General features: G+C 71.3%; 16 protein-coding genes. 12 read left to right on the top strand and 4 right to left on the bottom strand.

Going from position 1 to position 26,537, the window contains the following annotated elements; translation table 11 throughout:
* Positions 1 to 23: 23 nt before the first annotated feature.
* Positions 24 to 12,299, top strand: coding sequence for an amino acid adenylation domain-containing protein (locus ACFO0C_RS32695; RefSeq protein WP_378070601.1), 12,276 nt, complete (start codon positions 24 to 26; stop codon positions 12,297 to 12,299).
* Here ACFO0C_RS32695 and ACFO0C_RS32690 read toward each other — a convergent pair.
* Complete coding sequence (locus tag ACFO0C_RS32690; protein ID WP_378070600.1) at positions 12,261 to 12,983, bottom strand: GntR family transcriptional regulator; 723 nt, start codon at positions 12,981 to 12,983, stop codon at positions 12,261 to 12,263. The genes ACFO0C_RS32695 and ACFO0C_RS32690 overlap by 39 nt on opposite strands.
* Positions 12,984 to 13,053: 70 nt before the next feature.
* Between ACFO0C_RS32690 and deoC the strand changes: the two genes are divergently transcribed.
* Both deoC and ACFO0C_RS32680 read left to right on the top strand, forming a co-directional pair.
* Complete coding sequence (gene deoC, locus ACFO0C_RS32685; RefSeq protein ID WP_378070599.1) at positions 13,054 to 13,749, top strand: deoxyribose-phosphate aldolase; 696 nt, start codon at positions 13,054 to 13,056, stop codon at positions 13,747 to 13,749.
* A gap of 78 nt (positions 13,750 to 13,827) precedes the next feature.
* Positions 13,828 to 14,733 carry an aminotransferase class IV gene (locus tag ACFO0C_RS32680; RefSeq protein ID WP_378070598.1) on the top strand — a complete coding sequence of 302 codons (906 nt, stop codon included), beginning with the start codon at positions 13,828 to 13,830 and terminating at the stop codon, positions 14,731 to 14,733.
* Positions 14,734 to 14,895: 162 nt separating this feature from the next.
* On the opposite strand, the gene ACFO0C_RS32675 is transcribed toward ACFO0C_RS32680, so the two are convergent.
* The gene (locus ACFO0C_RS32675) at positions 14,896 to 15,600 is read right to left on the bottom strand and encodes a sulfotransferase-like domain-containing protein (protein WP_378070597.1); all 705 of its coding nucleotides are present in this window, start codon (positions 15,598 to 15,600) and stop codon (positions 14,896 to 14,898) included.
* Between the two features lie 86 nt (positions 15,601 to 15,686).
* Positions 15,687 to 16,136 (bottom strand): cupin domain-containing protein, encoded by a 450-nt coding sequence (locus tag ACFO0C_RS32670; protein WP_378070596.1) that lies wholly within the window; start codon positions 16,134 to 16,136, stop codon positions 15,687 to 15,689.
* Positions 16,137 to 16,329: 193 nt separating this feature from the next.
* On the opposite strand from ACFO0C_RS32670, the gene ACFO0C_RS32665 reads away from it, so the two are divergent.
* On the top strand, positions 16,330 to 16,857 hold the full coding sequence (locus ACFO0C_RS32665) for a flavin reductase family protein (protein WP_378070595.1): 528 nt from the start codon (positions 16,330 to 16,332) through the stop codon (positions 16,855 to 16,857).
* A 43-nt stretch (positions 16,858 to 16,900) separates the two neighbouring features.
* Here the strand turns inward: ACFO0C_RS32665 and ACFO0C_RS32660 are convergent, their stop codons facing one another.
* The gene (locus ACFO0C_RS32660) at positions 16,901 to 17,773 is read right to left on the bottom strand and encodes a LysR substrate-binding domain-containing protein (protein WP_378070594.1); all 873 of its coding nucleotides are present in this window, start codon (positions 17,771 to 17,773) and stop codon (positions 16,901 to 16,903) included.
* 158 nt (positions 17,774 to 17,931) lie between these two features.
* On the opposite strand from ACFO0C_RS32660, the gene ACFO0C_RS32655 reads away from it, so the two are divergent.
* From ACFO0C_RS32655 to ACFO0C_RS32620, 8 genes are read left to right on the top strand one after another with little or no spacing between them, the layout of a single operon-like run.
* Positions 17,932 to 19,263 (top strand): LLM class flavin-dependent oxidoreductase, encoded by a 1,332-nt coding sequence (locus ACFO0C_RS32655; RefSeq protein ID WP_378070593.1) that lies wholly within the window; start codon positions 17,932 to 17,934, stop codon positions 19,261 to 19,263.
* A complete protein-coding gene (locus tag ACFO0C_RS32650; protein ID WP_378070592.1) occupies positions 19,263 to 20,765 on the top strand; it encodes an ABC transporter substrate-binding protein in 1,503 nt (500 codons plus the stop codon). Before ACFO0C_RS32655 ends, ACFO0C_RS32650 begins: the two co-directional genes overlap by 1 nt.
* The gene (locus tag ACFO0C_RS32645) at positions 20,765 to 21,721 is read left to right on the top strand and encodes an ABC transporter permease (RefSeq protein ID WP_378070591.1); all 957 of its coding nucleotides are present in this window, start codon (positions 20,765 to 20,767) and stop codon (positions 21,719 to 21,721) included. The genes ACFO0C_RS32650 and ACFO0C_RS32645 overlap by 1 nt, the downstream gene beginning before the upstream one ends.
* Position 21,722: 1 nt before the next feature.
* Complete coding sequence (locus tag ACFO0C_RS32640) at positions 21,723 to 22,580, top strand: ABC transporter permease (RefSeq protein WP_378070590.1); 858 nt, start codon at positions 21,723 to 21,725, stop codon at positions 22,578 to 22,580.
* On the top strand, positions 22,561 to 23,358 hold the full coding sequence (locus ACFO0C_RS32635; protein WP_378070589.1) for an ABC transporter ATP-binding protein: 798 nt from the start codon (positions 22,561 to 22,563) through the stop codon (positions 23,356 to 23,358). Before ACFO0C_RS32640 ends, ACFO0C_RS32635 begins: the two co-directional genes overlap by 20 nt.
* Complete coding sequence (locus ACFO0C_RS32630) at positions 23,345 to 24,172, top strand: ABC transporter ATP-binding protein (protein ID WP_378070588.1); 828 nt, start codon at positions 23,345 to 23,347, stop codon at positions 24,170 to 24,172. The genes ACFO0C_RS32635 and ACFO0C_RS32630 overlap by 14 nt, the downstream gene beginning before the upstream one ends.
* Positions 24,169 to 25,491 (top strand): NtaA/DmoA family FMN-dependent monooxygenase, encoded by a 1,323-nt coding sequence (locus ACFO0C_RS32625; protein WP_378070587.1) that lies wholly within the window; start codon positions 24,169 to 24,171, stop codon positions 25,489 to 25,491. Before ACFO0C_RS32630 ends, ACFO0C_RS32625 begins: the two co-directional genes overlap by 4 nt.
* On the top strand, positions 25,488 to 26,537 hold the full coding sequence (locus tag ACFO0C_RS32620) for an LLM class flavin-dependent oxidoreductase (RefSeq protein ID WP_378070586.1): 1,050 nt from the start codon (positions 25,488 to 25,490) through the stop codon (positions 26,535 to 26,537). The genes ACFO0C_RS32625 and ACFO0C_RS32620 overlap by 4 nt, the downstream gene beginning before the upstream one ends.

The following is a 26,537-nucleotide window of genomic DNA, read 5'->3' as shown; positions in this document are numbered from 1 at the left end:
CGTCCGTCGATAGGGTCATGATCATGACGCTGACCGATGTGCTTACCCGCGCCGCGACCATCGCACCAGGTCAGGGCGTCGTGCACGCGGACCGGTTCGTCAGTTACGCCGAACTCTTCGCCGACGCGCTGCGCATCGGCGGCGGCCTGCGCGAGGCGGGCGTCGCACCCGGCGATCCGCTGCCGGTCGTCGCCGACGACGGGGTGGACTTCCTCGGGCTCTTCTGGGGGGCGGTGGTGGCGGGGGCCGTGCCCGTGCCGTTGCCTCCGGAGCCGCACCGCCTCGCCGCCGTCTGGCGTCACCTCGGCGGTCCGCCTCTGGCCGGCGACACCGCGACGCCCGGCGGCACCCTGCTCTCCGCGAGCGACCTCCGGTCCGCGTTGCCTCTGCAGACCCCTCATCCGGTACGGCCGGACGACCTCGCCTTCCTCCAGTTCTCCTCCGGAAGCACCGGCGATCCCAAAGGCGTCGAACTCACCCACGCCAACGTCCTGGCCAACCTCGACCAGGCGTCCCGCGCCGGAGCCCTCACCGCAGACGACGTGTTCGTGACGTGGATGCCGTACTTCCACGACATGGGCCTGATCGGCACCCACCTGGCGCCGCTGCACGCCCGGTGCCGCCAGGTCCGGATCAGCCCCCTGGCCTTCGCGAAACGCCCCGAACTGTGGCTCAGCACCGCGTCCCGCCACCGGGGAACCGTCCTGTCGGCGGCCAACTTCGCGCTGGCGCTGGTCAACCGTCGCGTCCCGGAGCCGGCTCTGGCCTCGCTCGACCTGTCCAGCGTCCGTTTGCTGATGGTCGGCGCCGAACCGATCTCGCCGTCGGTGTGGGAGACGTTCGCCAGCCGGTTGCGCTCCGCCGGACTGCGCGCCGGAGCGATGCAGCCCCTGTACGGCCTGGCCGAAGCCACCGTCGCCGTCACCTGCCCACCACTGGGCGAACCGGCCGTGCCGGTCACGCTGAGCCGGGCGGCGCTCGCCCGGGGCGTCGCCCTCCCCGCCCGTTCCCTCCCCGCGCCGCCTGCCGCCGATCCCGCCGCGTCGCGGCCTGTCGCTGGTCCCGCCATGTCACCGCGTGTCGCCGATCCCGCCTCCGGGCCGCGTGTCGCCGATCCCGCCTCCGGGCCGCGTGTCGCCGATCCCGCGGCGTCGCCGGTGGTCGCGTTGATGGACGTCGGTTATCCGGTGCCAGGCTGTGAGTTGCGCATTGTGGACGACGGCGGTGTCGTGCTGGAGGACAGCCTCGTCGGGCACATCCAGGTCCGCGGTCCGAACGTCACCCGCGGCTACCACCGTGCCCCCGCCACCACGGCCGCGGCCTTCGACGGCGACTGGCTGCGGACCGGCGACATCGGCTTCCTCCGCGCCGGCCGTCTGGTGGTCACCGGCCGCCACAAGGACGTCCTGTTCATCAACGGCCGCAACTTCCACGCCGCCGATCTGGAAGAGGTAGCCGCCGCCACCCCCGGACTGGCCCCGGGTCCGATCGCCGTGGTCGGCGCCACCGACCCGGCCACCGGCCACGAACGGGTCGCGGTGTTCCTCTCCGCCCCCGCGGTACGCCCCGACCCGATCGCCCTGCCCGCCCTGGTCAGGTCCCGCATCGCAGAGGCTCTGGCCCACGACGACGTACGGGTCGAGGTCGTCCCCACCGGCACCTTCACCCGAACCACCAGCGGGAAACTCCGCCGCCAGCCCCTCCGCGACCGCCTGGCCACCCATCCCGCAAACCCACCCGGCCGGTTGTCACCGCTGTCTGAGGTTCCGGGCGACAGCGGTGACGACCGCCTCGCCACCCATCCCGCAAACCCACCCGGCCGGTTGTCACCGCTGTCTGAGGTTCCGGGCGACAGCGGTGGGAGCCAGCCGGGTTCGCCTGGCGGGGCTTCGGTGTCTCGTCGGGTGCCGACGGAGCCGGCCGAGGGGCGGGTGGAGCGCACCGGCTGGTCGTCACCGCTGTCTCAGGCGCCGGGCGACAGCGTTGAGAGCCAGCCGGTTTCGGTGGTTGCGGGGAGTCAGGCGCCCGGCGGTGGCTGGTCGGGCGTGCCGCTGGGGCGGGCCGAGGTCGAGCGGGTCGTCCGGGGGATCTGGGCCCGGGTGCTGGAAGTGCCTGCGGAGACCATCGGGCCGGACGATCGGTTCCTGGCCATCGGTGGTTCCTCGTTGAGGGCGATGGAGGTGCTGGCGGGGCTGGAGGACGCGTTCGGTCGCACCCTCGACCCGGCGATCCTCCGCGACTGCGCAACCGTCCCGGCCCTCGCCGACCGGCTGCTGGCCCTCGGAGCCGCCACGCTCGCGCCCCGCCCGCTCGCAGGCGCCGTCCCGGCTGTGGCACCCCTCCCGAATGCGGTCTCCGGTCCGGTTGTGGCGCCTACCCCGATCGCGGTCTCCGTGCCGGTTGTGGCGCCTACCCCGATCGCCGTCTCCGTGCCGGGCGAGGCAGCCGTCGCGATCGCCGTGGCTGTGCCGGACGTCGTTAACGTCTCGGGCGTCGGTGCCGTCGCGAATTCTCTGGCTGCGTCGGGGGGTGGGGAATCCTTCGCTGACGATGGCAGGGTGGGGTCGGGGGCTCTGGCGGTCGTCGGGATGGCGTGCCGTTTTCCCGGGGCGGATACGCCGGAGGAGTTCTGGGACAACCTTCTTGCCGGGCGGGACAGTGTCACTGCTGTCAGCCGGTGGCCCGGTGGTGGGTACGGGGCGTTTCTCGAAGATCCGGCATCCTTCGATGCCGGATATTTCGGGATTGGGGAAGAAGAAGCGCGGCTGCTCGATCCGCATGCGCGGATCTTTCTGGAACTCGCCCATGAAGCACTCGAACGAGCCGGATATGCCGGACCCCGCCGCAACAACCGCAAGATCGGACTCTACGTAGCGGTCGGCGAAAGCGCCTATCCCGAGATCATCGCGGGAGCGGGAGCGGGAGCGGGAGCGGGAGCGGGAGCGGGAACGGGAACGGGAACGGAAACGGGAACGGAAACGGGAGCGGGAGCGGGAACGGAAACCGGAAGGGGAGCGGGAGCCGGAACGGAAACCGGAACGGAAACGGAAACGGGAGCGGGAACGGAAACCGGAAGGAGAGCGGGAGCCGGAACGGAAACCGGAACGGGAACGGGAGCGGGAGCGGGAACGGGAACGGGAGCGGAAACGGGAACGGAAACCGGAAGGGGAGCGGGAACAGGTCAGGGCGCCGGACCTGGAAACGGCGCGGGGCCGGGGTCGCAGCAGCAAGGGCGGGCGTTTGCGCTCACCGGGGGGCTGCGGAACCTGATCGCCGCCCGGGTGGCGCACCTCCTGGATCTGCACGGGCCGGCCGTCACCGTCGACACCGCCTGCTCCTCCGCGCTGGTGGCGCTGCATCTGGCGCGCCGTGCCCTGGCTGCCGGTGACTGTGACATCGCCGTCGTCGGTGGTGTCAACCTGAACCTGACCCCGACCGGGGAAGCGTTGCTCACCGAGGCGCAGGCGTTGTCGCCGACGGGACGGTGCCGGGCGTTCTCCGCTGACGCGGACGGGTTCGTGCCCGGTGAGGGTGGTGCGGCGCTGGTGCTGAGCCGGCTCGCCGACGCTGGTGAGGATCGGGTGCTGGCCGTGGTCCGGGGGAGCGCCGTCAACAACGACGGGCGTTCGCTGAGCCTGATGGCCCCGAATCCGCTGCTGCAGCGGGAGGTGATCGTCGACGCGTACCGGGAATGTGGTGTCGATCCGGCCGATGTCACCTATGTTGAGGCGCACGGCACCGGAACCGCGGTGGGTGATCCGATCGAGGCGCGGTCCCTGGCGTATGCGTTCCCGCCCCGGGGCGACGGCCGTCCCCGTCTGCTCGGTTCGGTGAAGACGAACATCGGCCACCTGCTCAATGTGGCCGGACTGCCCGCTCTGGTGAAGGTGATCCTCGCGATCCAGCACCGGGAACTCCCGCCGTCCCTGCACCACGACCGGCCGTCGCCGCGGTTCGATCTGGCGGCGGCCGGGTTCGAGGTGGTCACGCGCCGGCAGCCGTGGACGGGGCCGCTCGTCGCCGGTGTCAACGGGTTCGGCTTCGGCGGAACGAACGCCCACGTGATCCTGACCGCGCCGGCCGAGAGAGAGGTGCCGGCCGGGAGAGAGGCACCGGCCGGGAGAGGGGCGCTGGCCGGGAGAGAGGCGCTGGCCGGGAGCGAGGCGCTGGCCGGGAGCGAGCAGACCGCGGAACACCCGGGCGGGCCTCATCTGCTGACCCTGTCCGCGCGTGATGCGGCCGGACTACGGGCGGTCACCGCGCAACTGGCGGACCACCTCCGGAACCATCCCGGACTTCCGGTGGCGGACGTCTGTGCCACCGCGTCGACCGCGCGCGACGATGGCCCGTACCGAATCGCGGTCTTGACTGAAAATGACCTCGCCGGTCAGCTTGCCGTGACGGAACCGGGAACGCCGCCGGCCCGCCCCGCCCGCGTGGTCTTCCTGTTCGGCGGCCAGGGCACCCAGCGGCCCGGACAGGGTGCTGACCTGTACCGAACCGCCCCGGCGTTCCGAGCCGTCCTCCACGAGGTGTCCGCCGCGGCCGGCCCGGTCGCCGGACGTTCGCTGGTCGGATGGTGCACCGACCCGGACGTTTCGATGTCCGATCTGGCCCGCACCGAGGTCACGCAGCCGCTGGTGGTCGCGTTCGGGGTGGCGCAGGCCGCGCAGCTCGCGGCCTGCGGCATCCGGCCGGACGCGGTCGCCGGCCACAGCGTCGGCGAACTGGCGGCCGCCGTCACCGCGGGCCGCCTCACCGCCGTCGACGCCGTCCGGCTCGCCGCCGAACGCGGCCGTCTCACCGCTGACCTGGCCGAACCCGGCGCCATGCTCGCCGTCGCCGCCGCACCGGCCGACCTTCCGGCCCTGGACGGCGTGGTCGTCGCCGCGGTGAACGCGCCCCGCCGCGCGGTCCTGGCCGGCTCGCGCGAGGCGATCGACCGGGCCGCGGACCGACTGGCCGCCGAGGGGATCGCCGCGCGGCGTCTCGCGGTGTCGCACGCGTTCCACACACCGGCGATGGCGCCGGTCGCCGAGGCCCTCGCCCGCCTCGCGCCACCGACCCGGCCTGCCGTGATTCCGCAGCTCAGTACGGTCACCGGTGAGTGGGACGCGACGTTCGACGGCGACTATCTGGCGGCTCACGCGGTCCGGCCGGTCCGTTTCGCCGACGCCGTCGACCGGCTGTGCACGGCCGGTTTCGACACGATGGTCGCGGTGGGCGGGTCGCCTCTGACGATTTCTCCGGTACGTGGAACGACCGTCCTCGCCGCGGGCGGCAACGCGTCCGAGATCCTGGGAACGGCCGGCGAACTGTGGCTCCGGGGCGCCGCACTCGACCGCAGCCGGTTGGACGCCGGCACCCGCCGCGTGCCCCTGCCGACGTACCCGTTCCAGCGCCGCCGCTACTGGATCACCGCCCCACCGGCCGGCACCGCTCGTACTGCTCCGCCGCCTTTGCCGGTCCCGCCGGTTCGCGTCGCTGATGTCGCGGGCTCGGGCCGGCCTGCACTCATGGTTCCGGTCTGGGTGCCGTGCCCGCTGCCTGAGCCCGCCCCGCCGGTCGCCACCACGGTGGTGGTCGCCGGTTCGCCGGAGGCCGGGGACGCGCTCGCGGCCATCACCGCGGCGCCGGCTGACGGGTTTCTGCTGGTGGTGACGCGTGACCTGTTCGCGGCGGGCGGGAATCCCCCGGACGCCGGGCATGCGGTCTGGTGCGGCTTGGCGATGGCTTTCGCCGACGAGAACCCCCGGGCCCGGGTACGGGTCATCGACCTCGGCTCCGCCGACTCGCACGAGGCCAGACGGTCCGCGCTGGAGCAGGAGACCACCAGCCCACCACGGCCCGGCCCCGCCGAGATCATCGTCCGGCGCGGCGATCGACGGCTGTCCCGCTCGTTCACGCCCGCCGCAGCCGGTGATCCGACCTTTCCCCCGGAGGACGGCAGCTACCTGATCGTCGGCGGGGCCGGGGCGGTCGGTGCGGAGATCGCCCGGTGTCTGGCCCGGCGTGGCCGGCCGCGGCTGCTGCTGGCCGGACGTTCCGCCGAACCGGCCGGTCTACTGGCTGAACTGCGCGAACTCGGTGCGACAGTGGATTACCGGGTCGCCGACGTGACCGATCCGGAGGACGTCGCCGCGCTCGTGGCGGACCGTCACTTCGACCTGGTGATCCAGGCGGCCGGAACGGTCCGGCCGGGAAGTCTGCGCGCCAAGTCGGCGGAGGAGATCACCGCTGGCCTGACCGCGAAGACGGGTGGGACGATCCTGCTCACCCGAGCCCTCGGCGACCGGCGTCCACCGGTTCTGGCGCTGTCCTCGGTCTCCTCGGTGATGCCCGGCCTGGCCGGCGCGGTCGGCGATTACGTCGCGGGCAACGTGTTCCTGGATTCGTTCGCGGCCGCGGAGAGTGCCGCCGGCCGTCCGTTCGTGGCGGTCAACCTGCCCGCGATCACCGGCGGAGGCCTGGCCGCGGCGCACGGGCTCCGGCCGGCCGGCGGCGTGCTCCCGATCGATCAGGTGCCGGAGGTTCTCTGGGCGGCAGCCGCCGTCGGCGCCCCGCAGGTGCTGGTCGCCCCGGCAGAGACAGCGACCGGGATCGCACGGCCCGGCCCGGCGGCGGGTCCCGCACCGGAACGTGCCGGGGAAACGGCTGACCTGCCGGCGACCGGGCCGGGCAGTGTCACGGCGGCTGATCTGGTGGGGACCGTTCGGGGGCTGCTTGCCGGGCCTCTGGAGCGGGAACCGGGGGACATCGGTCTCGATGAGCCGTTCCTCGCTCTGGGGCTGGATTCACTCACCGCCGTCGACCTGGTCAAGGAGCTGGAGAGACGACTCGGGCGGACGCTGTCGACGACCCTGTTCTTCGAGTACCGGACGATCGCGGAGCTCGTCGGGCACCTGGCGGGGGCGGCGGAGTTCCCGTTCAGCCCGGTCCAGCTGGCGTTCGTCACCACCGGACGGCTGTATCCGGAAGTTCCGGCCTACGCCTTCGTGCGGCAGACCCTGGCCGGACCGGTCGACGCGTTGCGGCTGGCCCGTGCGTTCGCCGAGCTGGAACGTCGTCATCCGATGCTGCGGGTGCGGTTCGGTCCGGCTGGGCAGCGGTTCACCGTTCCGGGCGGGGAGTGGCCCTCCTGGTTCGCCGTCGCTGACCTGGCTGTCGCGGAAGGTTCGGGACAGCGGTCTGAGCCGGACTGGGAGGTCGAACTCCGGAATCGGCCGTTCGACCTGGGGCGGGAGGGACCGATCCGGGCCGTGCTCGCGACCGGTGCGGAACAGTCCCGCCTGATCGTGGTCGCGCACCATGCCGCGGTCGACGGCTACAGCCTGGCGGTGCTCGGGGACGAACTCTGGGCGCTGTATGCCGGAAGCGAACCGGGGCCGTCGCCCGTGGCCACGTTCGCGGAGCACGAAGCCGGTCGCAAAGCTCCGAAGGCGACCGATATCGATCACTGGCGCACCGTGTTGGCGGGGTATCCGCGGCTGTCCCTGCCGTTCGACGGGGACGCCGCGGACGAGCCTTGCGGGCCGTACGCCGTACATCAGATGGTGCTGGACGAAGAGTCGACCCGGAAGCTGACCGCGGTCGCGAGGGACGCCGGGGTTTCGCTCTTCCATCTGCTCCTGGCCGGATATGTGCGCTGCCTGGCACGGTGGAGCGGGCAGGATGAGGTGCCCGTCTCGGTGGCCCGGGCCGGGCGGGAATCCCGGCTGCCAGGGGTCGGGCGGATGGTCGGGCCGTTCGCCGACACGCTGCCGGTGCTGGTGGCGACGCGCCCGGGGGAGAGCGTGGCGGAGCTGGCCGGGCGGATTCGTGAGCTCTGGCTGACGGCCGAACAGCGCGGATCCGTGTCCACTATTGATCTCGCTCGGGCGCTGGCGGCGGACGGTGCCGGGCCGCGGACCGCGAGCCCGGCGAGTTTCAGTTTCGCCCGGTTCCCGAACGCCGGGGCGACCGCGGCGCACGTGCTCGCCACGACCGCCGGGACCGCGTCGGCGGCCACCCGGCTCGGCCTGGTCTGTTTCGAGGCGCACGGCACGCTGCACTTCTCCTGGAACCATCCGGTCACGCTCTTCGACCCGGCGACCGTCGAAAGGCTCGCGGAGGAACACCTGGCGACCGTCGAGCGGCTCGCGGACGAGCACCCGGCGGCCGTCCAAAGATCGGCGGAGAAGGAGGGGGCGGCGGGGGAAGGGCTGGTGGCGGGAGCCTTGCTGGACCGGCCGGGCGCGGGGGTGGCCGAGCGGATCCGGGAGCAATGTCGCCGTACACCCGATGGGGTTGCGGTTCTGACCGATGGCGTGCCGCTCACCTATCGCGAACTGGATGCGGCAACGGATCGGCTCGCTGTCGGTGGCGGCCGGCGGATCGGGCTGCTGACCAGCCCGGGTGCCGGCACCGTGATCGGTCTCGTCGCGATCCTCAAAGCCGGTGCGGCGTGGGTGCCGATGGACGCCGCACATCCGACGGCCCGGCTGGCGAGCCTGCTCACCCGGGCCGGCGTGTCGGAGGTCCTCCACGACGCCGGGACGCGGGCCGTCGCGGAGGCGCTCGGACCGGAGTTCACGCTGGTGGACGTCGATGGACGTGCCATGGGTCAGGCCGGATCGGCACCGGTCCGTGCGGCGGCGGACGACACCGCGTACGTCATCTTCACGTCCGGGTCGACCGGGCAGCCGAAGGGGGTCGCGGTCAGCCACCGGGCGATGACCGGCTACCTCGACTGGGCGATCACCACCTTCGGTTACCGGGCCGGCGACCGGCTCGCCCAGACCGCGTCGATCTGTTTCGATGCTTCGGTACGGCAACTCCTGGCACCGCTGCTGGTGGGGGCGACCGTCGTGGCCTGGGACCGGGACACGGTGCGTGACCCGGAGCTGCTGGCCGGCCGTCTCGTCCGCGACCGGGTGACCGTCTGGAGCTCCGTCCCCACGCTGTGGGAACTGCTGCTGACAGCCGCCGAGCGGACCGGCGCCGACCTGTCCCGGCTGCGCTGGGTGCACGTCGGCGGTGAGGAGCTGTCGCCAGCGCATGTGCGGCGATGGTTCGACCTGTTCGGCCCGGGCCAGCGGATCACCAACCTGTACGGCCCCACCGAGACCACGATCAACGCGACCTGGCACCTGATCGACGAACGTCCGGCCGACGACGTGACCCGGCTGCCGATCGGCCGTCCGGTCGGCGGGGCGGTCGTCGACGTCGTCGGGCCGGACGGGGAGATCTGGATCGGCGGCACCGGGCTGGCCGACGGCTACCTCGACGATCCGGAGCGGACCGCCGCGGTGTTCGTGGAGCGGGACGGCCGGCGCTGGTACCGCAGCGGCGACCTCGGGACACTCGACGCCGAAGGGGTGCTGTGGTTCCGTGGGCGGGCCGACGATCAGGTGAAACTGCACGGTTTCCGGATCGAGCCGGGCGAGGTCGAGGCGGTGCTGCGGCGGCATCCGGCGGTGGAGCGGGCCGTGGTGCTGGTCGACGGCGGGCGGCTCGTGGCGTGGGTGCAGTCGTCGTCGGTGGACGGTCCGGAACTGCGTGCCCACCTGACCGCGCTGCTGCCGGAACACCTGGTGCCGGCACGGTTCGAGGTGGTGGCGGAGCTGTCGCTGACCGCCACCGGCAAGATCGACCGTGCTCCGCTGCGGGCCACGCCGGAGGAGTCGCTGAGCGGGACCGAACGGCTCCTCGCCGACCTGTGGTCGCGCCAGCTCGGGGTCGCGTCCGTCCAGCGGGAGGACGACTTCTTCGCGCTCGGCGGCGACTCGATCGGGGTGCTGGAACTCTTCGCGAGCCTCGGCGAGCACCGGTCGGCGCTGCCCCGGCCCACTGTCCTCTACCGGCATCGCACGCTCGCCGCACTGGCCGCCGTCCTCGACGAGACGTCCGCCGACCCGGCCGCGCTCCCGGCCGCGCTCCCGGCCGCGCTCCCGTCCTCCGCGGTTTCCGTGGCCTCCGTGGCCTCCGTGGCCTCCGTGGCTCCCGGTTCGGCGGCTTCCGCCTCTGCCGGGGACTTTCCGGTGACCGATACGCAGCGCGGATTCCTGCTCGCCGACGCGGTCGGTGTTCCGTCGACCTGGCTGGCCGCGCCGCGCTTGCACGGACCGCTGGACGTCGAGCGGTTCCGGCGGGCCGTGGACGTGCTGGTCGTACGGCATCCGATGCTGCGAACCGTCTTCCCCGCGGGCGCCCGCCCGCCGGTGCAGCGGGAGATCCGGTCGGTGACGGCGGCGGTCGGCTACGAAGCGTCACCGCGCCCGCTCGACCAGGAGCTGGCGGCGGAGCGGGAGCACCGGTTCGACCCCGCGCGGTGGCCGCTGGTGCGGTTGCGGCTGCTCCGGTACGGCCCCGAGGAGCACGTCCTGCTGGTCCACGCGCACCATCTGGTCGGTGACGGCTACAGCGTGGCGCTGCTGATGCGGGAGCTGCTGGCCGTCTACGACGGTGCCGAACTGGAGCCGATTCGGGCGACATTCCGGGAATATGTGTCGCGGTTGGAGGGAATGCCGTCAGAGATCGCCCCGCACGACGGTGGCCCGATACGCGTCGGCGGGGCGATCACCACGGCCGGGTTCACCGTGAACGCGGCCCTGGTCAGGGAACAGGCCCAGACCGCCGGAGTGACCCCGGTCGTGCCGGTGCTGACCGCCTACCATCGTGCGCTGGCGACGGTCACCGGCCGTACCGACCCGGTGATCGGCGTCGCGGTGACCGGTCGTGATCACGCGTTGCCCGACATCGGCCGGATCTTCGGCCCCTGCGCGACGGCCGTCGCCGTCCGGCCCGGTCCGGAAGCGGGGCCCGCCGAGATGTCCGCGGCCGTCATCGAAGCCCGGACCAGGACGTTCACCGCGCCGCAGGGCTGGCAGTACTTCTTCACCTATCTGGACTTCGGTGCGCTCGGCGCTCTGGACGGGGCGGCAGTCCGCCTGACCTGGGACGACACGGACGCGGAACTCGCCGTCCCACCGGGCACCGACATCCTGCTGGCGGTCCGCCCGGTCGACGGGGGACTGCGGTTCACACTCCGGACACGCCTGCCGCAGACGGTGACCGACGACCTGGCCGCCGCCATCGCCACAGCCCTCACCGCCGCCGCGCCCGCCGCGCCCGCCGCGCCCGCCGCGCCCGCCGCGCCCGCCGCGCCCGCCGCGCCTGTTCGCGACGCCAGCGCTCCCGTTCGCGATCTTGACCGTGTTACCACCGGATCCGGTGGTAACACGGTCAAGATCGGCAGAGGGCAGACGGTGGATGCCGGACTTGTCGGCTATCTGCCGGCGCCGGAGCACGTCACCGCGCTACCCGAGGCGATCCGCCGGCTGCTGCCCGCCCTCGACCGGGAGACAATCCGGCGGACGGTCTTCCCGGACGGGCGGCCGCGCCTGCTGGAGACCGTCGACACCCCGCTGGGCCGATCCGGGTTCGTCGCGGTTCCCCGGTTCGCCGACGAGCTGCGACAGGAGGGGCTGGCGGAGCACGTCGCGGCGGCGGTCGACCTGGCCGCCGGGCTCGGGGCGCGGACGGTCTCGCTCGCGGGGATGATCCCGGCGAACACGAATTACGGTGCGGCCGTTTCCCCGTACCTCCGAAGCGAAGTCAGCCTGACCTCCGGCCATGCGGTGACCGCGGCCGCGGTGGTGCGCACCGTCCTAGCCGCGCTCGCCGCCCGCGACCGCAAGCTGCCGGACTGCGTCGTCGCCGTGCTCGGCATGGGTTCGATCGGCACGTCGTCGCTGAGCCTGCTGCTGGCCCGGGCCGAACCCGCGGCGAGCCTGATCCTGTGCGATCTGCCGGCCGCCGCGACCCGGCTGACGGAGCTGGCCGCGACCCTGGACACCCCGGCCGCGGTGGCGACGGACGTCGAGGCGGTCTACCGCGCCGACGTGATCATCGCCGCGACCAGCAGTGGCCCCCGCACGCTGGACGTGGACCGCCTGCGCGCCGGCACGATCCTGGTCGACGACTCGTTCCCGCACTGTTTCGACACATCCCGCGCGCTGGCCCGGATGCGCACCCGCGGCGACGTGCTGATCGTCGGCGGCGGCCTGCTGGACTGCGGCGAGACCGTCCGGACGACGGCGCCCGGCCTGCCCGAGGTCAAGCGCCACCTGCCGGGGTCGATCGCGTCGTGCCAGCTGGAGTCACTGCTGCACGCCGCCGTGCCCGCGTTGCCACTGGTGGACGGCCCGGTACGCCCGGAGCAGGCGGCCGCCTACTGGGACGCGCTCGACGCCGCCGGGATCGAGGCCGCGCCCCTGCACCTACTGGACGAGCGGCTCGACACCGAACGCGACGTCTAGCCGGTAGCGGTCGCCGGCGTAGCGGGACTCGCTCAGCTCCAGCGGCCGCTCGTTCTGGTCGAGGATCAGCCGCTCCTCGATCAGCAGCGCCGAACCGACGGGAACGCCCAGCTCATCGGCGTCCTCAATGGTCGCGGCCTCGGCGCGGATCGTCGACGTCCCGTGCACGGGGGTGTGCCCGAGTTTGACCAGCGCCTCGTGCACCGAACGGGACAGGTCGGCGGCGAGCAGGTCACCGACGGTCCCCGGATACATCGCCCGCTCGAACGCGATCGGCTCGTCGTCGGCGAACCGGACCCGGTGGATGGCGAACACGTCGCCCTTGCGCAGCCGCAGCCGGGTGGCCTCGATGGCGGTCGGCGGGCGCAGCTCCGCGACGACCACCTTGGCCCACGGTCGCTTGCCCTGCTTGCGGATCTCCTCACTGAGCCGGATCAGGTGGTCGGCGCGGCGCGGCCCGCTGGGCACGGCGACGAACGTGCCGCGGCCCGGCGCACGATAGACCAGACCGTCGTTGACCAGCTGTGTCACGGCGGCCCGGGCGGTCATCCGGCTGACGCCGTGCTCGCGGGCGAGCTCCGGTTCGGACGGTAGTGGGTCATGTGGCCGGGACTTCGCGATCTGTGCGCGCAGCGCCTGTTCGATGCGGAAGTAGCGCGGCGAGAAATCGGGATCCCCGGACATGAGGCACACCCTACCGACACCCTGAGACTGTCTAGACAACCACCTGTCTAGACAGCTACCGTCCTGTTTCATGAACTTCACCGTGCCGCAGATCGCGAAGATGATCGACCACTCCATCCTCCGGCCCGAGTTCACCCTGGAAGACCTGCGCGAAGGCTGCGCGATCGCCAAGAAGTACGACGTGGCCTCGGTCTGCGTCCGGCCCTGTGACGTGACCGTCGCCGTCGACCTGCTGCGCGGCACCAACGTCATGGTCGGCACGGTCGTCGGCTTCCCGCACGGCGACACCGCCACCACGATCAAGATCGCTGAGACCGAGCTGGCCGTCCACCAGGGCGCCAAGGAGATCGACATGGTGCTCAACGTCGGCTGGCTCCGTTCCGGCGACATCGCCGCCGTCGAGCACGAGATCGGCATGATCGTGAAGGCCGCCGGCAGCGCCCACGTCAAGGTCATCCTCGAGACGGCGTACCTCACCGACGAGCAGAAACTCGCCGCCTGCTGGGCCGCCGAGCGCGCCGGCGCGGCGTTCGTCAAGACCTCCACCGGCTTCGCCCCCAAGGGCGCCACCATCGACGACCTCGCGCTGATGCGCTCCGCCGTCTCCCCAAAGGTGCAGGTCAAGGCCTCCGGCGGGGTCCGCACCCTGGACGCGATGATCGCGATGGCCGGCGTCGGCGTGACGCGTTTCGGCACGTCGGCGACGAGCGAGATCCTGCAGGACCTGGCCCGCCGGCAGGTCTCGGTCCCCGGCGGCCGGGCCTGATTCCTCCGGGGATACGCGCCGGGCCGGTCCTGCCGTGTGCGGGGCCGGCCCGGCATCCTCCGCCGGTAGGCTGGCCGGATGCTTCAGCGGTACGACGAGCGCAACGCCGGCATCCAGTACTGGGTCAACGGGAACCTGCTGCACCGTGACCAGCCCGGCCTCTCCCCGTTCGACTCGGTGGTCCAGGGCGGTGACGCCGTCTGGGAAGGCCTGCGCCTCTACCAGGGCGCGATCTTCGGGCTGACCGAGCACCTGGCCCGGCTACGGCGGTCGGCGCTGGCCCTCGGGTTCACCGACATCCCGGCCGAGAACACGATCATCGAGGCGATCACCGCCACGCTGCGGGCCAACGACATGGTCGACGGGGTGCACATCCGGCTCACCCTGACCCGCGGGGTGAAGGTGACCAGCGGCATGGACCCGCGGCTCAACAGGGCCGGCCCGACCCTGATCGTGCTGGCCGAGCACAAGCCCCCGGTCTACGACACCGGCGGTCTCACCCTGGCGACGTCGAGCATCCGCCGCCCGTCCCCGGACGTGCTCGACCCGAAGATCCACCACAACAACCTGATCAACTCGATCCTCGCCAAGATCGAGGCCAACGCGGCCGGCGCCGACGACGCCCTCATGCTCGACCAGCGGGGTTTCGTCGCCGAGACCAACGCCACCCACCTGTTCGCGGTGATGGACGACCGCCTGGTCACCCCGACGACGGCCGCCTGCCCCGAGGGCATCACCCGTCAGACGGTCCTCGACCTGGCCGCCCGCCACGGCATCCCCGCGGTGGTTCGCGACGTGTCACTGACCGAGATGTATGCCGCCGACGAGGTCTTCTGCACCGGCACGATGGGCGAGATCGCCGCGGTGACCACGATCGACGGCCGCCGCATCGGCGAGGGTTCAGTGGGCCCGCTGACGGCCAGGGTCGCCAAGATCTACCAGGAACACGCCGCCGCCAACGGCATCCGCCTCCTCGCAGCCTGACAAGCCCGCCGCCGAACGCTCGCCGGGCGCCGAAGGTTCGCCAGCGGTCGCCGGGGGCGGGAATGCCTTGCGTGTGGGGTTGCTGGGCGACGGCCGGAAGCGCCGGCCGTCGCCGGGGGCGGGAATGCCTTGCGTGAGGGGTTGCTGGGCGACGGCCGGCGATCAGAGGCGGTGGGCGGCTAGTTCGTCGTAGTACGGGCGGGCCGCCGCGACCAGCGGGCGCAGGCGCTCGGGGACCTCGGCGGGGGACGGGTTGTAGGCGGCGAAGCCGGTTGAGGCGTGCACGGAGGCGTACCAATGGGGGGCCCACACGCCGTCCTCCGGCCGCGGCCCCGGTGTCCACGACAGCATCGCCGGGTCGAAGGGGATGCCGAGGCTCTCGCACAGGAGCCGCAGGGTGCGAGCGGGGTCGCGGAGCACGTCGGCCGAGTCGACCACCGGCCCGCCGAAGGTGCGGAAGATCTCCGCCTGCTGCGGGTAGCCGAGATCCTCCAGGGTCGGCTCGCCGCGCACCTTCGCATACGACGCGACCACGTGCGACGGGTCGCGGATCAGGAAGGCGTGGGTGAGTTTGCCCAGCCAATCGCGCCCGATCCCGGGGAGCAGGTGATGGGTCATGTGCTTCTGGTAGAAGACGGCCGGCTCGCCGGGAATCGGCCCGGTCAGCGTGTCGGCGACGTCCTCCCAGCGCTGCGGCTGCGACGCGAGGATCTCGTCGCGCCCGGGATGGTCGAGTCCGGTGGCGGCCAGGTAGTGGGCGTAGAGCGGCTCGTCGGACACGACGGTGTCGGCGCGCGAGCCGAAGCTGCGCATCATCGCCGTCGAGATGTTGCGGGGACCTGACCACATCGCGACCCGGATCGTCATGCACCCATGGTCACACTTGTTACAGCCGTTGCGGGTCGAACCCCGGGCTCGTTCTCACCGCGGCCTCGGCCGCGTCGAAGGCCGGTTCAGTCTTCGGATCCGATGGCCACGGGGCCGACCCACGTCAGGTCGGGGACGTTGACGACGATCGCGTCCTGGGTGGTCCGGGAGATGACCACGACGGCCTCGTTGTCCGGGTCCGGGTTCTCCTCGCGGTGCGGGACCCACGGCGGTACGTAGATGTAGTCGCCCGGCTTCGTGTCGACGCGGATCTCGCCTTGCCCGGGGTCGAGGAAGACGAACGACGGGTTGCCGCTGACCACGTAGATCGCGGTCTCCGACTCGCCGTGGTGGTGGTTGCCGGAGTTGGTGCTCGCGGCGACGTGCGTCTGTCCCATCCAGAGGTTGCGGCTGCCCACGGTGGCGCCGCTGATCGCCTCGACGCGGCGCATCCCGGTGGTCTGCGCGGTGTCGCCGCTCAGGGCGTGGGACGCGATGTGGTGCAGGCGCTGATGGAACGCATCGTGCTCGCTCATGCCCGCATCCTGGGCCGTCAACCCCGTTTATGTCAATGAGATCCTATCGGTTTACTAGGATATGGGAAGCGGGTTGACGGGCCGGTCACTCACAGAGCACCGTCGGTGGTGCGAACCTGGCGGCGCGTGACCTCGGGCATCACACGCCGCATCGCGAAGAGCTGTACCCACCGCAACACGATGGAGGCCCGTCATGACCCTGCAAGCCGTCCCCGCCGACACTGTGGACGCCGACCTCTTCCGTCAGCTGCTGCGCCTGCACGCCGCGGCCGTCGTGGTGATCACCGCCCCCGGCGCGCCGGCCGAGGGTGCGCCGGCCACCGGTTTCACCGCCACCTCGTTCACCTCGGTCTCGCTGGATCCGCCGCTGGTCTCGTTCTGCCTGGCCAAGAGCGCGTCGGCCTGGCCCGCGGTGGAGGCCGCCGACACCGTGGCGGTGCACGTGCTCGGTCAGGAGCAGGAGCGCGTGGCGCGGACCTTCTCGACCCGGGGGATCGACCGGCTGGCCGAGCACGGCGCCTGGCAGCCCGGTCCCGACGGGGTTCCGCTGCTCGACGGGGTGCTGGCCCGCCTGGTCTGCCGGGTGGTCGAGCGGGTCGAGGCCGGCGACCACACGATCGTGCTGGCCAGCCCGCTCACCGGTGAGCACGGGCTGGGCGAGGCATCGGCCCCGCTGGTCTACCACTCCGGCCGTTACGTGGCCCTCAACCATGGTGAATAGCACCGAGCGGCTGTCGTCCGAAGCGAAGGGCGCCGGGTCGCCCTCAGCCATGGTGGATAGCGCCGGTCAGGATCTTCGTCAGCGCTGTGGCCGCCCCGTCGACCAGGTCGGCGGGCAGGCCGCGGCGGGGCCAGACCGAGAGTTCCAGAGGTCGCGGCGGCGGCAGGTCGTCGCGGACGGCCAGCCCCTCCGGCCGCTGGCCGAGTGTGGCCATCAGTCCCACTCCGAGGCCGGCCCGCACGGCCGCCTGAACCCCGGCCAGGTGTGCCGCCTCGGCGCCGACCTCGGTCGGTACAGCGCTGGCGGCGAGCGTCTCCAGCGCCAGGCTGCGAATGGCGCACGGTGCGTCGAAGCAGACCAGCGGCACCGGCTCGCCGGGCGCCGGCGATGTCCACTCGGGAGCTGAATACCACGTCAGGTGCAGCTCCCCGACGGTCCGGGCGTCGCTCTCGTGCGCCGGGCCGAGCAGGAGCGCCAGATCGATCCGGCCCTCCTGGAGCGCGGCCCGCAGCTGGGCGCCCCGGTCGATCCGGAACCGGATGCGCCGGTCCGGGAAGGTGGCGGTCAGTGCGGCGGTGAGGTCGGGCAGCAGCTGGGCCGCGGCGTGCTCGGTCGAGCCGATCACCAGTGTCCGCTCGCCCTCGTCGTCGAAGGCGCCGAAGGCGTGCAGGGCCTCGTCGTGCACGGCCAGGATCCGCCGGGCGTGCAGGAGCAGGGCCTCGCCGTCGGTGGTGAAGCGGGAGCCACGGCCGTCCCGCTCGACCAGGGTGCGGCCGAGGGCGGTCTCCAGGCGGCGGACGTGCTGGCTGACCGCGCCCTGGCTGAGGTGCAGCGATGTGGCTGCGCGCTGGAATCCACCGCAATCCGCGACGGCGACGAGGCTGCGCAGCGGGGCGATGTCGAGATACCGACTCATACCTATCAGTCTACTAGGAATTGATTAGCGACCGTGATGGCTTGTCATCACGATCTCTCCTTGGACGTCCGGGCCGGGGCCTGCCGATACTGAAGCCGGTGCCGCCGCCCGAGGCGCCAACCCCAAAAAATCTCATCGATAGATGAAAAGGTCCATAAATGTCGAAAAAGACCCTTAAATTAGGTGCCGTGCTGCTCGGCGTGGGCGGACCCGGCCAGCATCACACCTGGCTCAGCCCGGAGATCCCCGGTGACGCCAGCGTCGACATCCGCTGGTACATAGCCCGTGCCCAGCAGGCCGAGGCCGCGAAGTTCGACCACGTCTTCATCGTGGACAGCCAGTTCATCACCCCGGACTCGCCGAACCACTACCTCAACCGGCTCGAACCGCTGACCCTGCTGTCCGCGGTGGCCGTGCACACCACCAACATCGGGCTGGTCGGCACGCTGACCACCTCGTACAACGACCCGTTCAACGTGGCACGGCGGCTCGCCTCGCTCGATGTGATCAGCGGGGGCCGCGCGGGATGGAACGTGGTCGCGACCGGCGACGGCGGGACCGCCGGCAACTACGGCCGCAAGGAGCACTACGACTACGCGACCCGGTACGGCCGGGCGCTGGAGCACGTACGCGTCGTCCAGGGGCTGTGGGACTCCTACGAGGACGACGCCTTCCCGCGCGACAAGGAGCGCGGGGTCTTCTTCGACAGAACCAAGCAGCACGCCCTCAACCACATCGGTGAGCACTTCCAGGTGGTCGGCCCGCTGAACCTCCAGCGTTCCCCGCAGGGGCAGCCGGTCATCTTCCAGGCCGGCGACTCCGACGAGGGCCGTGACCTGGGCGCGAGCATCGCTGAGGCGATCTTCACACACGCGCAGACGATCGAGGAGGGCGTCGCCTTCGCCCGTGACATCCGGAGCCGGGCCGCCGCCAAGGGCCGCGACCCCGAGCACGTCCTGATCGTCCCGGGCATCAGCCCGATCATCGCGGACACCGACGAGCAGGCCCGCGAGAAGGAGTCCGCGATCATCGGCGGCAAGAGCTTCGACCGGGCGCTCAAGGAGCTGGGCCGCCCGTTCGGCTGGCACGACTTCACCCGGTACGACCTGGACGCGCCCTTCCCGGAGCTCGGCGACCTGGGCGACCGGAGCTTCCGCACCCACGCCGAGAAGATCAAGAAGCTGGCGAAGGACAACAACTTCACGCTGCGCCAGGTCGTGCAGCACGGCATCGATTCGCGCCGCTCCCCGTTCACCGGATCCCCGCTCACCGTGGCGAACGAGATCCAGAAGTGGTTCGAGGCCGGCGCCTTCGACGGCATCAACCTGACCGTCACCGTGCCCAGCGAGTTCGCCCGGTTCACCGACGAGGTGCTGCCGATCCTGCGCGAACGCGGCGTCGCCCGCACCGAGTACGAGTCCACCACCCTGCGCGGCAACCTCGGCCTGCCCGTCCCCGGCAACATCCACTCCCTCGCGAAGGTCTCCTGATGAAGAACACGAAATGGGCCGCTGCTCTCCTGGCACTGCCACTGGCGCTGGCGGGCTGCGCCGGGGACGGCGGTGCCGGCGCCGCAACCGGTGAGTCGACCCTGCGCTGGGCCGTCACCCTGCCCGCCCACTGGGACCCGGTGGTCTCCGGCAGTGGCGCGCAGTTCCGCATCCTCTCCCTGGCCTACGCCTCGCTGACCGAGATCAACGAGAAGGGCGAGGCCGTCCCGAGCCTGGCCGAGAGCTGGGACTACAACGACAAGGGTGACCAGATCACCTTCCACCTGCGCAAGGGCCTGAAGTTCACCGACGGCGAGCCGCTGAACGCCGCCGCGATCAAGTCGTACCTGGAACGGGCCAAGACGCAGAAGGACTCGGCGCTCTTCGGTGACCTCACCTCGATCAAGACGGTCACCGCCGCGAACGACACCGACGTGGTGATCGACCTGACCCAGACCGATTTCCAGATCCCGCTGCTGCTCGGCGAGCGCGTCGCGCAGATCCCCAGCCCGAAGGCGGCCGCGGACCCGGCCGCGCTGGACAAGAATCCGGTCGGCGCCGGCCCGTTCGTGGTGACCGAGAACGTCCCCGGCTCGCACGTCTACCTGAAGAAGAACCCGGACTACTGGGACGCCGCCAACATCAAGATCGACAAGGTGGAGCTGCTCTCCGCCCCGGACGCGGCGACCATCGTCTCCGGTGTGCAGACCGGCGTCTACGACCTGGCCGGCCTGACCCCCAATCAGATCAAGGCGGCCGAGGCGTCCAAGCTGGACGTCGTCATCCAGCCCGGCTACAACGCCGCGAACATCAGCATCAACATCAACAAGAAGCCGTTCGACAACCCCAAGGTCGTCGACGCGGTGCGGCACGCGACCAACCGCCAGGAATTCGTCGACAAGGTCACCTTCGGCTCCGGTACGGCCACCGACCAGCCGTTCCCGAGCAACTACCTCGCGTACGACCAGCAGTCGGCGAACCGCTGGCCGTACGACGTGGAGAAGGCGAAGTCACTGCTCGCCGAGGCCGGCTACCAGCCCGGTGACATCAAGGTCGACCTGGTCATCTCGGCCCAGTCGACGGCCGCCGAGATCATCCAGTCGCAGCTCGGCGCTGCCGGCATCACGGTGAACATCAAGGTCGACCCGAACTGGGCCACCCCGTTCTTCGCCAAGGACCTGGCCCTGTCGATCTACGGCACCACCGGCCGTGAGTCGCCGGTGCAGACCCTGACCGCGCACTTCGGCCCGAACGGCCCGCTGAACCTGAGCACCCCGTACGAGCCGGCCGGTTTCGAGGCCGCGGTCGCGACCGCCCGCAGCACTCCGCTGGACTCGCCCGACTACCAGAAGAACCTGCAGGCCGCGACCCGGGCCGGCCTGGAGAGCCAGGCGCTGGTCTTCACCTACTCGCAGCCCAACCTGTTCGTGAAGAGCCCCAAGGTGTCGGACTTCGCCCCGATCCCCGGCCAGCTCCACTGGACCGGACTGACGGTCGGCTGATGAAGGGCCTGCTCAGCGGTCTCGTCCGTACGATCGCCATCTTCGTACCGGTCTTTCTGGTCGCCACGTTCGTGACGTTCGCGCTGCGGGCGCTGAGCGGGCTCTCCCCGGCTCACCTGCAACTGGGTGAGTCGGCCACCCCGGAGACCGTCGCCAAGATCGAACACGAGTGGGGCCTGGACCGGCCCTTCCTCACCCAGTACTTCGACTGGTTCGGCAACGTCCTGAAAGGGGACCTCGGCGTCAGCTGGTTCAACGGCGCCGACATCTCCCGGCTGCTCCTCGAAGGCGCGATCATCAGCCTCTCGGTGGCCGGCCTGGCCCTGATCATCGGTGTGGTCTTCGGGTTCGGGTTCGGCGTGCTGGCCGCGGCACGCCGGACCACCTGGGTGGACCGGGCGATCACCGGGTTCATGACGTTCATCTCGGTGATGCCGTCGTTCGTGGTCGGCATCGCCCTGGTCGTGGTCTTCGCGGTGGCGCTCGGCTGGTTCCCGTCGGCCGGCTACATCCCGGCCGAGCGGGGCTTCGGGGTGTGGCTGGCGCACCTGGTGCTGCCGGCCGTCGCGCTCAGCTTCGACACGGTCTCCGACGTGGCACGCCAGCTGCGGTCGGGGCTCGTGGCGGCGTACCGCGAGAACTATGTGACCGGCGCGGTCGTCCGCGGCCTCAGCCCTCGCCGGATCTTCTTCCGGCACGTGCTGCGCAACGGCATGGGCCCGGCGCTGACCGTCCTCGGCATGAAGTTCCCGAACCTGCTCGGCGGCGCCGTCGTCACCGAGTCGATCTTCGGGATGCCGGGCTTCGGGCAGTTCGCCGCCGACTCGGCCCAGCGCGGTGACGTGCCGGCCGTCCAGGGCGTCCTGGTCGTCTCGGTGGTCCTGGTCGTCGTTTTCAACCTGCTGGTCAACGTCATCCTGGTCCGGGTCACCCCGGCGTCGGCGAGAGGGGTCTGACATGGTCCGCAGGATCCTTCAGCTGCCGTCCGGGCGGATCGCCGTCGGCATCCTCGTCTTCATCGTGCTGCTGGCCGCGGCCGGACCGTTCCTGGCCCCGCACGACCCGCTCGAAGGCGGCGCCGACATCCTGGCCGGCCCGTCCGGCGCGCACTGGCTCGGCACCGACTACCTGGGCCGGGACGTCGTCAGCCGGCTCCTCGACGGTTCCCGGATCAGCGTTCTCGGCTCGATCCAGGTGTCCCTGGTCGCCCTGGTCGCCGGGGTCATCCCGGGCATCCTGTCGGTCTACCTCGGCACGGTCTTCGAATGGGTCACGCTGCGCCTGGCCGACACCCTGATCGCGCTGCCGTTCCTGGTCTTCGCGGTCGCCGTGACCGCCCTGCTCGGCAACGGCATCCCGCAGGCCATGTTCACCGTCGGCATCCTGATCTCGCCGCTGTTCTTCCGGGTCTCCCGGGCCGCGACCCTGTCGGTGGCCCGCTCCCCGTACGTCGAGGCGGCGATCATCTCCGGCGCCTCGGTCGGCTGGGTCGTCCGGAAGCACGTCTGGGTCAAGGTGCTCCCGCCGATCGCGGTGGCGCTGGCCAACACCGCCGGCATCGGGTTCGTCGTGGTGTCCAGCCTGACGTTCCTCGGCATCGGCGTGCAGCCGCCCGCACCGACCTGGGGTGGTGTCCTCGCCGCCGACCTGGGCTATCTCAGCTTCCGTCCGTGGGCGCCGCTGGTGCCGACCGCGCTGATCATGGCGACGGTCTGGGCCTGCAACTCGCTGGCCGATGCGATCCGTGACGTCACCGGCGAGGCCGGGCGTGCCCTGCTGCTGAAAAGGAGTGCCGATGTCCGTGCTCGCGCTTGACGCCGTCCGGATCCGCAACGACGTGGACGGCCGGGAGATCGTCCGCGGGGTCTCCTTCACCCTCGAACCCGGCGGCGTTGTCGGCATCGTCGGCGAGTCCGGCAGCGGCAAGACCATCACCTGCCGGGCGGCCCTCGGCATCCTGCCGGAGCACTTCACCATCGCGAGCGGCCGCATCGACCTGGACGGGCACGACGTCGCGACGCTGACACCGAAGCAGTGGACCGGGCTGCGCGGTTCCACGATCAGCGCGGTCTTCCAGGACCCGGCCTCCTACCTCAACCCGTCGCTCACCGTGGGCTCGCAGGTCGCCGAGGTCGTCCGGGTCAAGCTCGGCCTGCGACGCAAGGCCGCGCGGTTGCACGCGATCGAGCTCCTTTCCTCGGTACGGCTGGGCAAGGCCGTTTTCGATCAGTACCCGCACGAGCTCTCCGGCGGGATGCTGCAACGCTCGCTGATCGCCGCCGCGATCGCCGCCGAACCGAAGGTGCTCATCGCCGACGAGGCCACCACCGCCCTCGACGTCACGGTGCAGGCCGAGATCCTCGACCTGCTCGCCGACCTGCGCGACACCACCGGACTGGCCCTGGTCGTGGTCTCGCACGACCTGGCCGTCGTCGCCCAGTTCTGCGACGAGGTGCTGGTCATGCGCGAGGGCGAGGTCGTCGAGCAGGGGCCGGTCGAGAAGATCCTCTACCACCCGGAGCACGAGTACACGCAGCTCCTGATCGCCGAGCACGAGTCCTACGGGTTGGAGCGGTACCTTGTCCCTTCTTGAGATCAGCGACCTGGACGTCCACTACCGGCGGCGCGTCGGACGGCTGCACGCGCTGCGCGGCGTCTCTCTGAGCCTGTCGCCCGGCGAGACGGTCGGCGTCATCGGCGAGACCGGTTCCGGTAAGTCGACGCTGGCCCGCGCCGTCCTCGGCCTGGTCCGCCCGACCTCCGGCCGGATCGTCGTCGACGGGTCCGACGTCGCCGCCTTCAACCAGCGCCAGTGGCGTGAGCTGCGGCGACGCGGCATCGTCCAATACGTCTTCCAGGACCCGCTGAAGAGTCTCGACCCCGACCTGACCATCGCCGAGTCGCTGGCCGAGCCGTTGCGGATCCAGGGCTCGGCCGACATCCACGACACAGTGCGCAAGATCCTTTCCCGGGTACGGCTGGACGGGTCCCTCCTCGACCGGCTCCCCGGCGAGCTCTCCGGCGGACAACGGCAACGTGTCGCGGTGGCCCGGGCCCTGATCACCTCGCCCCGGCTCGTCCTGCTCGACGAACCGGTCAGCGCCCTCGACTCGGCCAACCGGGTGCAGGTGCTCGAACTCCTCAAGGAACTGCGGGACGCGGGGACCGCCCTGCTCTTCATCTCGCACGACCTCGGCTCGGTGGCCGGAGTCGCGGACCGGATCGCGGTGCTCTACCAGGGGGAGGTCGTCGAGGACCGGCCCGCCTCTTCCGTGATCAACGAGCCCGTTCATCCGTACACCAGATTGCTCGTCAGCTCCGCACCCACGTTGCGCTCCGCGGCGGCCGGCCGGGCCGCCCGCGGTGAGTTGCGCACGCTCTTGAACCTCGAAGGAGCCCCGGTATGACGTCCCGGCAGATCCGGCTCGCCCTCCGCGCCTATGGAGTCGGTGGGCCCGGGCAGCACAATCTGTGGAAGGACCCGCGCGTTCCGAAGAATGCCAGCATCGACATCGACTGGTACATCGCGCAGGCGAAAGCGGCCGAGCACGCGCTTTTCGACGCCCTCTTCATCGTCGACAGCCAATTCATCGACGCGACATATCCGCCGCATTATCTGAACCGTCTGGAACCGCTGACCCTGCTGTCCGCGGTCGCCACGCACACCCGGCACATCGGACTCGTCGGCACGCTCAGTTCCACCTACAACTCGCCGTTCAATGTGGCCCGCCGATTCGCGTCCCTGGACCACATCAGTCACGGCCGCGCCGGCTGGAACGTGGTGACCAGCTTCGACACCGGGACGTCGCGCAATTACGGGCTCGACGAGCATCTCGACTACGCCACGCGGTACGGCCGGGCGCTCGAACACGTGCAGGTCGTCCGCGGGCTGTGGGACTCCTACGAGGACGACGCGTTCCCGGCCGCCGGAGACGTGTTCCTCGATCCGTCGAAACTGCACGCGCTGAATCATGCGGGCGAGCACTTCCGGGTGGACGGGCCGCTGAACCTGTCGCGTTCGCCGCAGGGCCAGCCGGTCATCTTCCAGGCCGGGGTCTCCGAGGAGGGCCGCAACCTGGCCGCGCACGTGGCCGAGGGGATCTACGCGCCCGGCGGCACACTGGAGGCGACACGCGAGTACTACGCCGACATCAAACGGCGGGCCGCCGCCCTCGGCCGCGACCCCGACCATGTCGTCATCTTCCTCGGCGCGCAACCGGTCGTGGCCGGCACCGACGAGGAGGCGCTGCGGCTGTCCCGGGAGATCTTCGAGGCCGACAACGACTTCGGCCGCAAGCTCGGCCAGTTCGGGCGGGCCTTCGGGGCGCACGACTTCTCGCAGTACGACCTCGACGCGCCGTTCCCGGACGTCGCCCACCTCGCGGAGAAGAGCGGCCGCACCCGCGGCACCGAGATCATCCGCCGGGCCACGTCGGAGGGGCTGACGCTGCGGGAGACGGTTCTCGCCTTCACCCGGTACCAGCCGTCGCCGTTCACCGGCGCGCCCGACACCGTCGCCGCGACGATCGCCGCATGGTTCGAGGCCGGCGCGTTCGACGGGCTCAACGTCGGGTTCCGCACCCACGAGGACCTGTCCCGCTTCGTCGCCGACGTGGTGCCGCTGCTCCAGAAGCAGGGCCTGTTCCGCACCGGGTACGAGCACGACACCCTGCGGGGCCACCTCGGCCTGCCGATTCCCGCCAACCGATGGAGCGTCGCGTCATGACCAGGTTCCGGCTCGGATTCCTCACCCATGTCCAGGGGCGCGGGCCGCTGGACGAGACCTACCGGCGGGCACAGGAGCTGTTCGTGGTCGCCGACGAACTCGGCTTCGACGTCGGCTGGGTCGCCCAGCACCACATCCCGTTGCACGGTGGCGGCCTCTCCTCACCATGGCCGTTCCTGGCGTACGCGGCCGCCCGTACCGAACGCATCCGTCTCTCCACGGCGATCACCATCCTGCCGCTGGAGAACCCGGTCCGCCTCGCCGAGGACGTCGCGGTCGTCGACACCCTCAGCGGCGGCCGTGTCGAGATCGGCGTCGGCAGCGGCTCCGGACCGGTCGAGTACGCCGCGCTCGGCGCCGACTACGAGCGCAAGCGTGAACTCACCACCTCGGGACTCGACGTCCTGCGGCGGGCACTGCTCAACCAGGAGGTCGGGACACCGGGCTTCACCGTCCAGCCGCCCCTCGGTGGTGATTTCACCGACCGGATCTGGCAGGCCGTGTTCAGCGCGGACGGCGCCCGCTACGCCGCCGACGCCGGGGCGAACCTGCTGCTCAACCGGGCCACCTACGGCTACACCGAGAACACCGACGACATCCAGCGCGGGTGGGCCGACGCGTTCCTGGACGCCTGGAAACAGCCTCGCCCGCCCCGGATCGGTCTGTCCCGGTTCGTGTTCCCGGCCGCCGACAAACGCACCGCCCTCGCCCAGATCTCGCCCGGCGTGCTGCGGTCGGCGCAGAACTTCATCGACCGCGGCACGTTCCCGGCCGGCCAGAGCATCGACGAGTACCTGCGCCGGTTCCACGCCTTCTACGGCCACCCGGACGAGATCGTCGCCGCGTTCCAGCAGGAGAAGGTCCTGCCGGTGGCCACCGACCTGATCACCCAGTTCAACCCGGGTATCCCCGATTTCGACGCCGCGGTCCGCGCGCTCGAACTCATCGCCACCGAGGTCGCCCCCGCCCTCGGCTGGAAACCCTCCCCTCCGACAACCCCGGCGGCCCTCGCGGCGGGCGCCCCTTCCACTCCCTCGGCGGTCTGA

The organism is Actinoplanes subglobosus (assembly GCF_042650585.1).
GTDB lineage: Bacteria > Actinomycetota > Actinomycetes > Mycobacteriales > Micromonosporaceae > Actinoplanes > Actinoplanes subglobosus.
Note: the sequence above shows the minus strand (reverse complement) of the source record. Positions and strands in the feature narration are given on the sequence as shown.

What these genes read in the sequence shown, in the direction of transcription:
- ACFO0C_RS32675 (WP_378070597.1), bottom strand. Translation starts at nt 15,600, where the DNA reads ATGACGATCCGGGTCGCGATGTGGTCAGGTCCCCGCAACATCTCGACG.
- ACFO0C_RS32650 (WP_378070592.1), top strand. Translation starts at nt 19,263, where the DNA reads ATGAAGAACACGAAATGGGCCGCTGCTCTCCTGGCACTGCCACTGGCG.
- ACFO0C_RS32640 (WP_378070590.1), top strand. Translation starts at nt 21,723, where the DNA reads ATGGTCCGCAGGATCCTTCAGCTGCCGTCCGGGCGGATCGCCGTCGGC.
- ACFO0C_RS32695 (WP_378070601.1), top strand. Translation starts at nt 24, where the DNA reads ATGACGCTGACCGATGTGCTTACCCGCGCCGCGACCATCGCACCAGGT.
- ACFO0C_RS32665 (WP_378070595.1), top strand. Translation starts at nt 16,330, where the DNA reads ATGACCCTGCAAGCCGTCCCCGCCGACACTGTGGACGCCGACCTCTTC.
- ACFO0C_RS32655 (WP_378070593.1), top strand. Translation starts at nt 17,932, where the DNA reads ATGTCGAAAAAGACCCTTAAATTAGGTGCCGTGCTGCTCGGCGTGGGC.
- ACFO0C_RS32660 (WP_378070594.1), bottom strand. Translation starts at nt 17,773, where the DNA reads ATGAGTCGGTATCTCGACATCGCCCCGCTGCGCAGCCTCGTCGCCGTC.
- deoC (WP_378070599.1), top strand. Translation starts at nt 13,054, where the DNA reads ATGAACTTCACCGTGCCGCAGATCGCGAAGATGATCGACCACTCCATC.
- ACFO0C_RS32645 (WP_378070591.1), top strand. Translation starts at nt 20,765, where the DNA reads ATGAAGGGCCTGCTCAGCGGTCTCGTCCGTACGATCGCCATCTTCGTA.
- ACFO0C_RS32620 (WP_378070586.1), top strand. Translation starts at nt 25,488, where the DNA reads ATGACCAGGTTCCGGCTCGGATTCCTCACCCATGTCCAGGGGCGCGGG.
- ACFO0C_RS32670 (WP_378070596.1), bottom strand. Translation starts at nt 16,136, where the DNA reads ATGAGCGAGCACGATGCGTTCCATCAGCGCCTGCACCACATCGCGTCC.
- ACFO0C_RS32680 (WP_378070598.1), top strand. Translation starts at nt 13,828, where the DNA reads ATGCTTCAGCGGTACGACGAGCGCAACGCCGGCATCCAGTACTGGGTC.
- ACFO0C_RS32635 (WP_378070589.1), top strand. Translation starts at nt 22,561, where the DNA reads ATGTCCGTGCTCGCGCTTGACGCCGTCCGGATCCGCAACGACGTGGAC.
- ACFO0C_RS32690 (WP_378070600.1), bottom strand. Translation starts at nt 12,983, where the DNA reads ATGTCCGGGGATCCCGATTTCTCGCCGCGCTACTTCCGCATCGAACAG.
- ACFO0C_RS32625 (WP_378070587.1), top strand. Translation starts at nt 24,169, where the DNA reads ATGACGTCCCGGCAGATCCGGCTCGCCCTCCGCGCCTATGGAGTCGGT.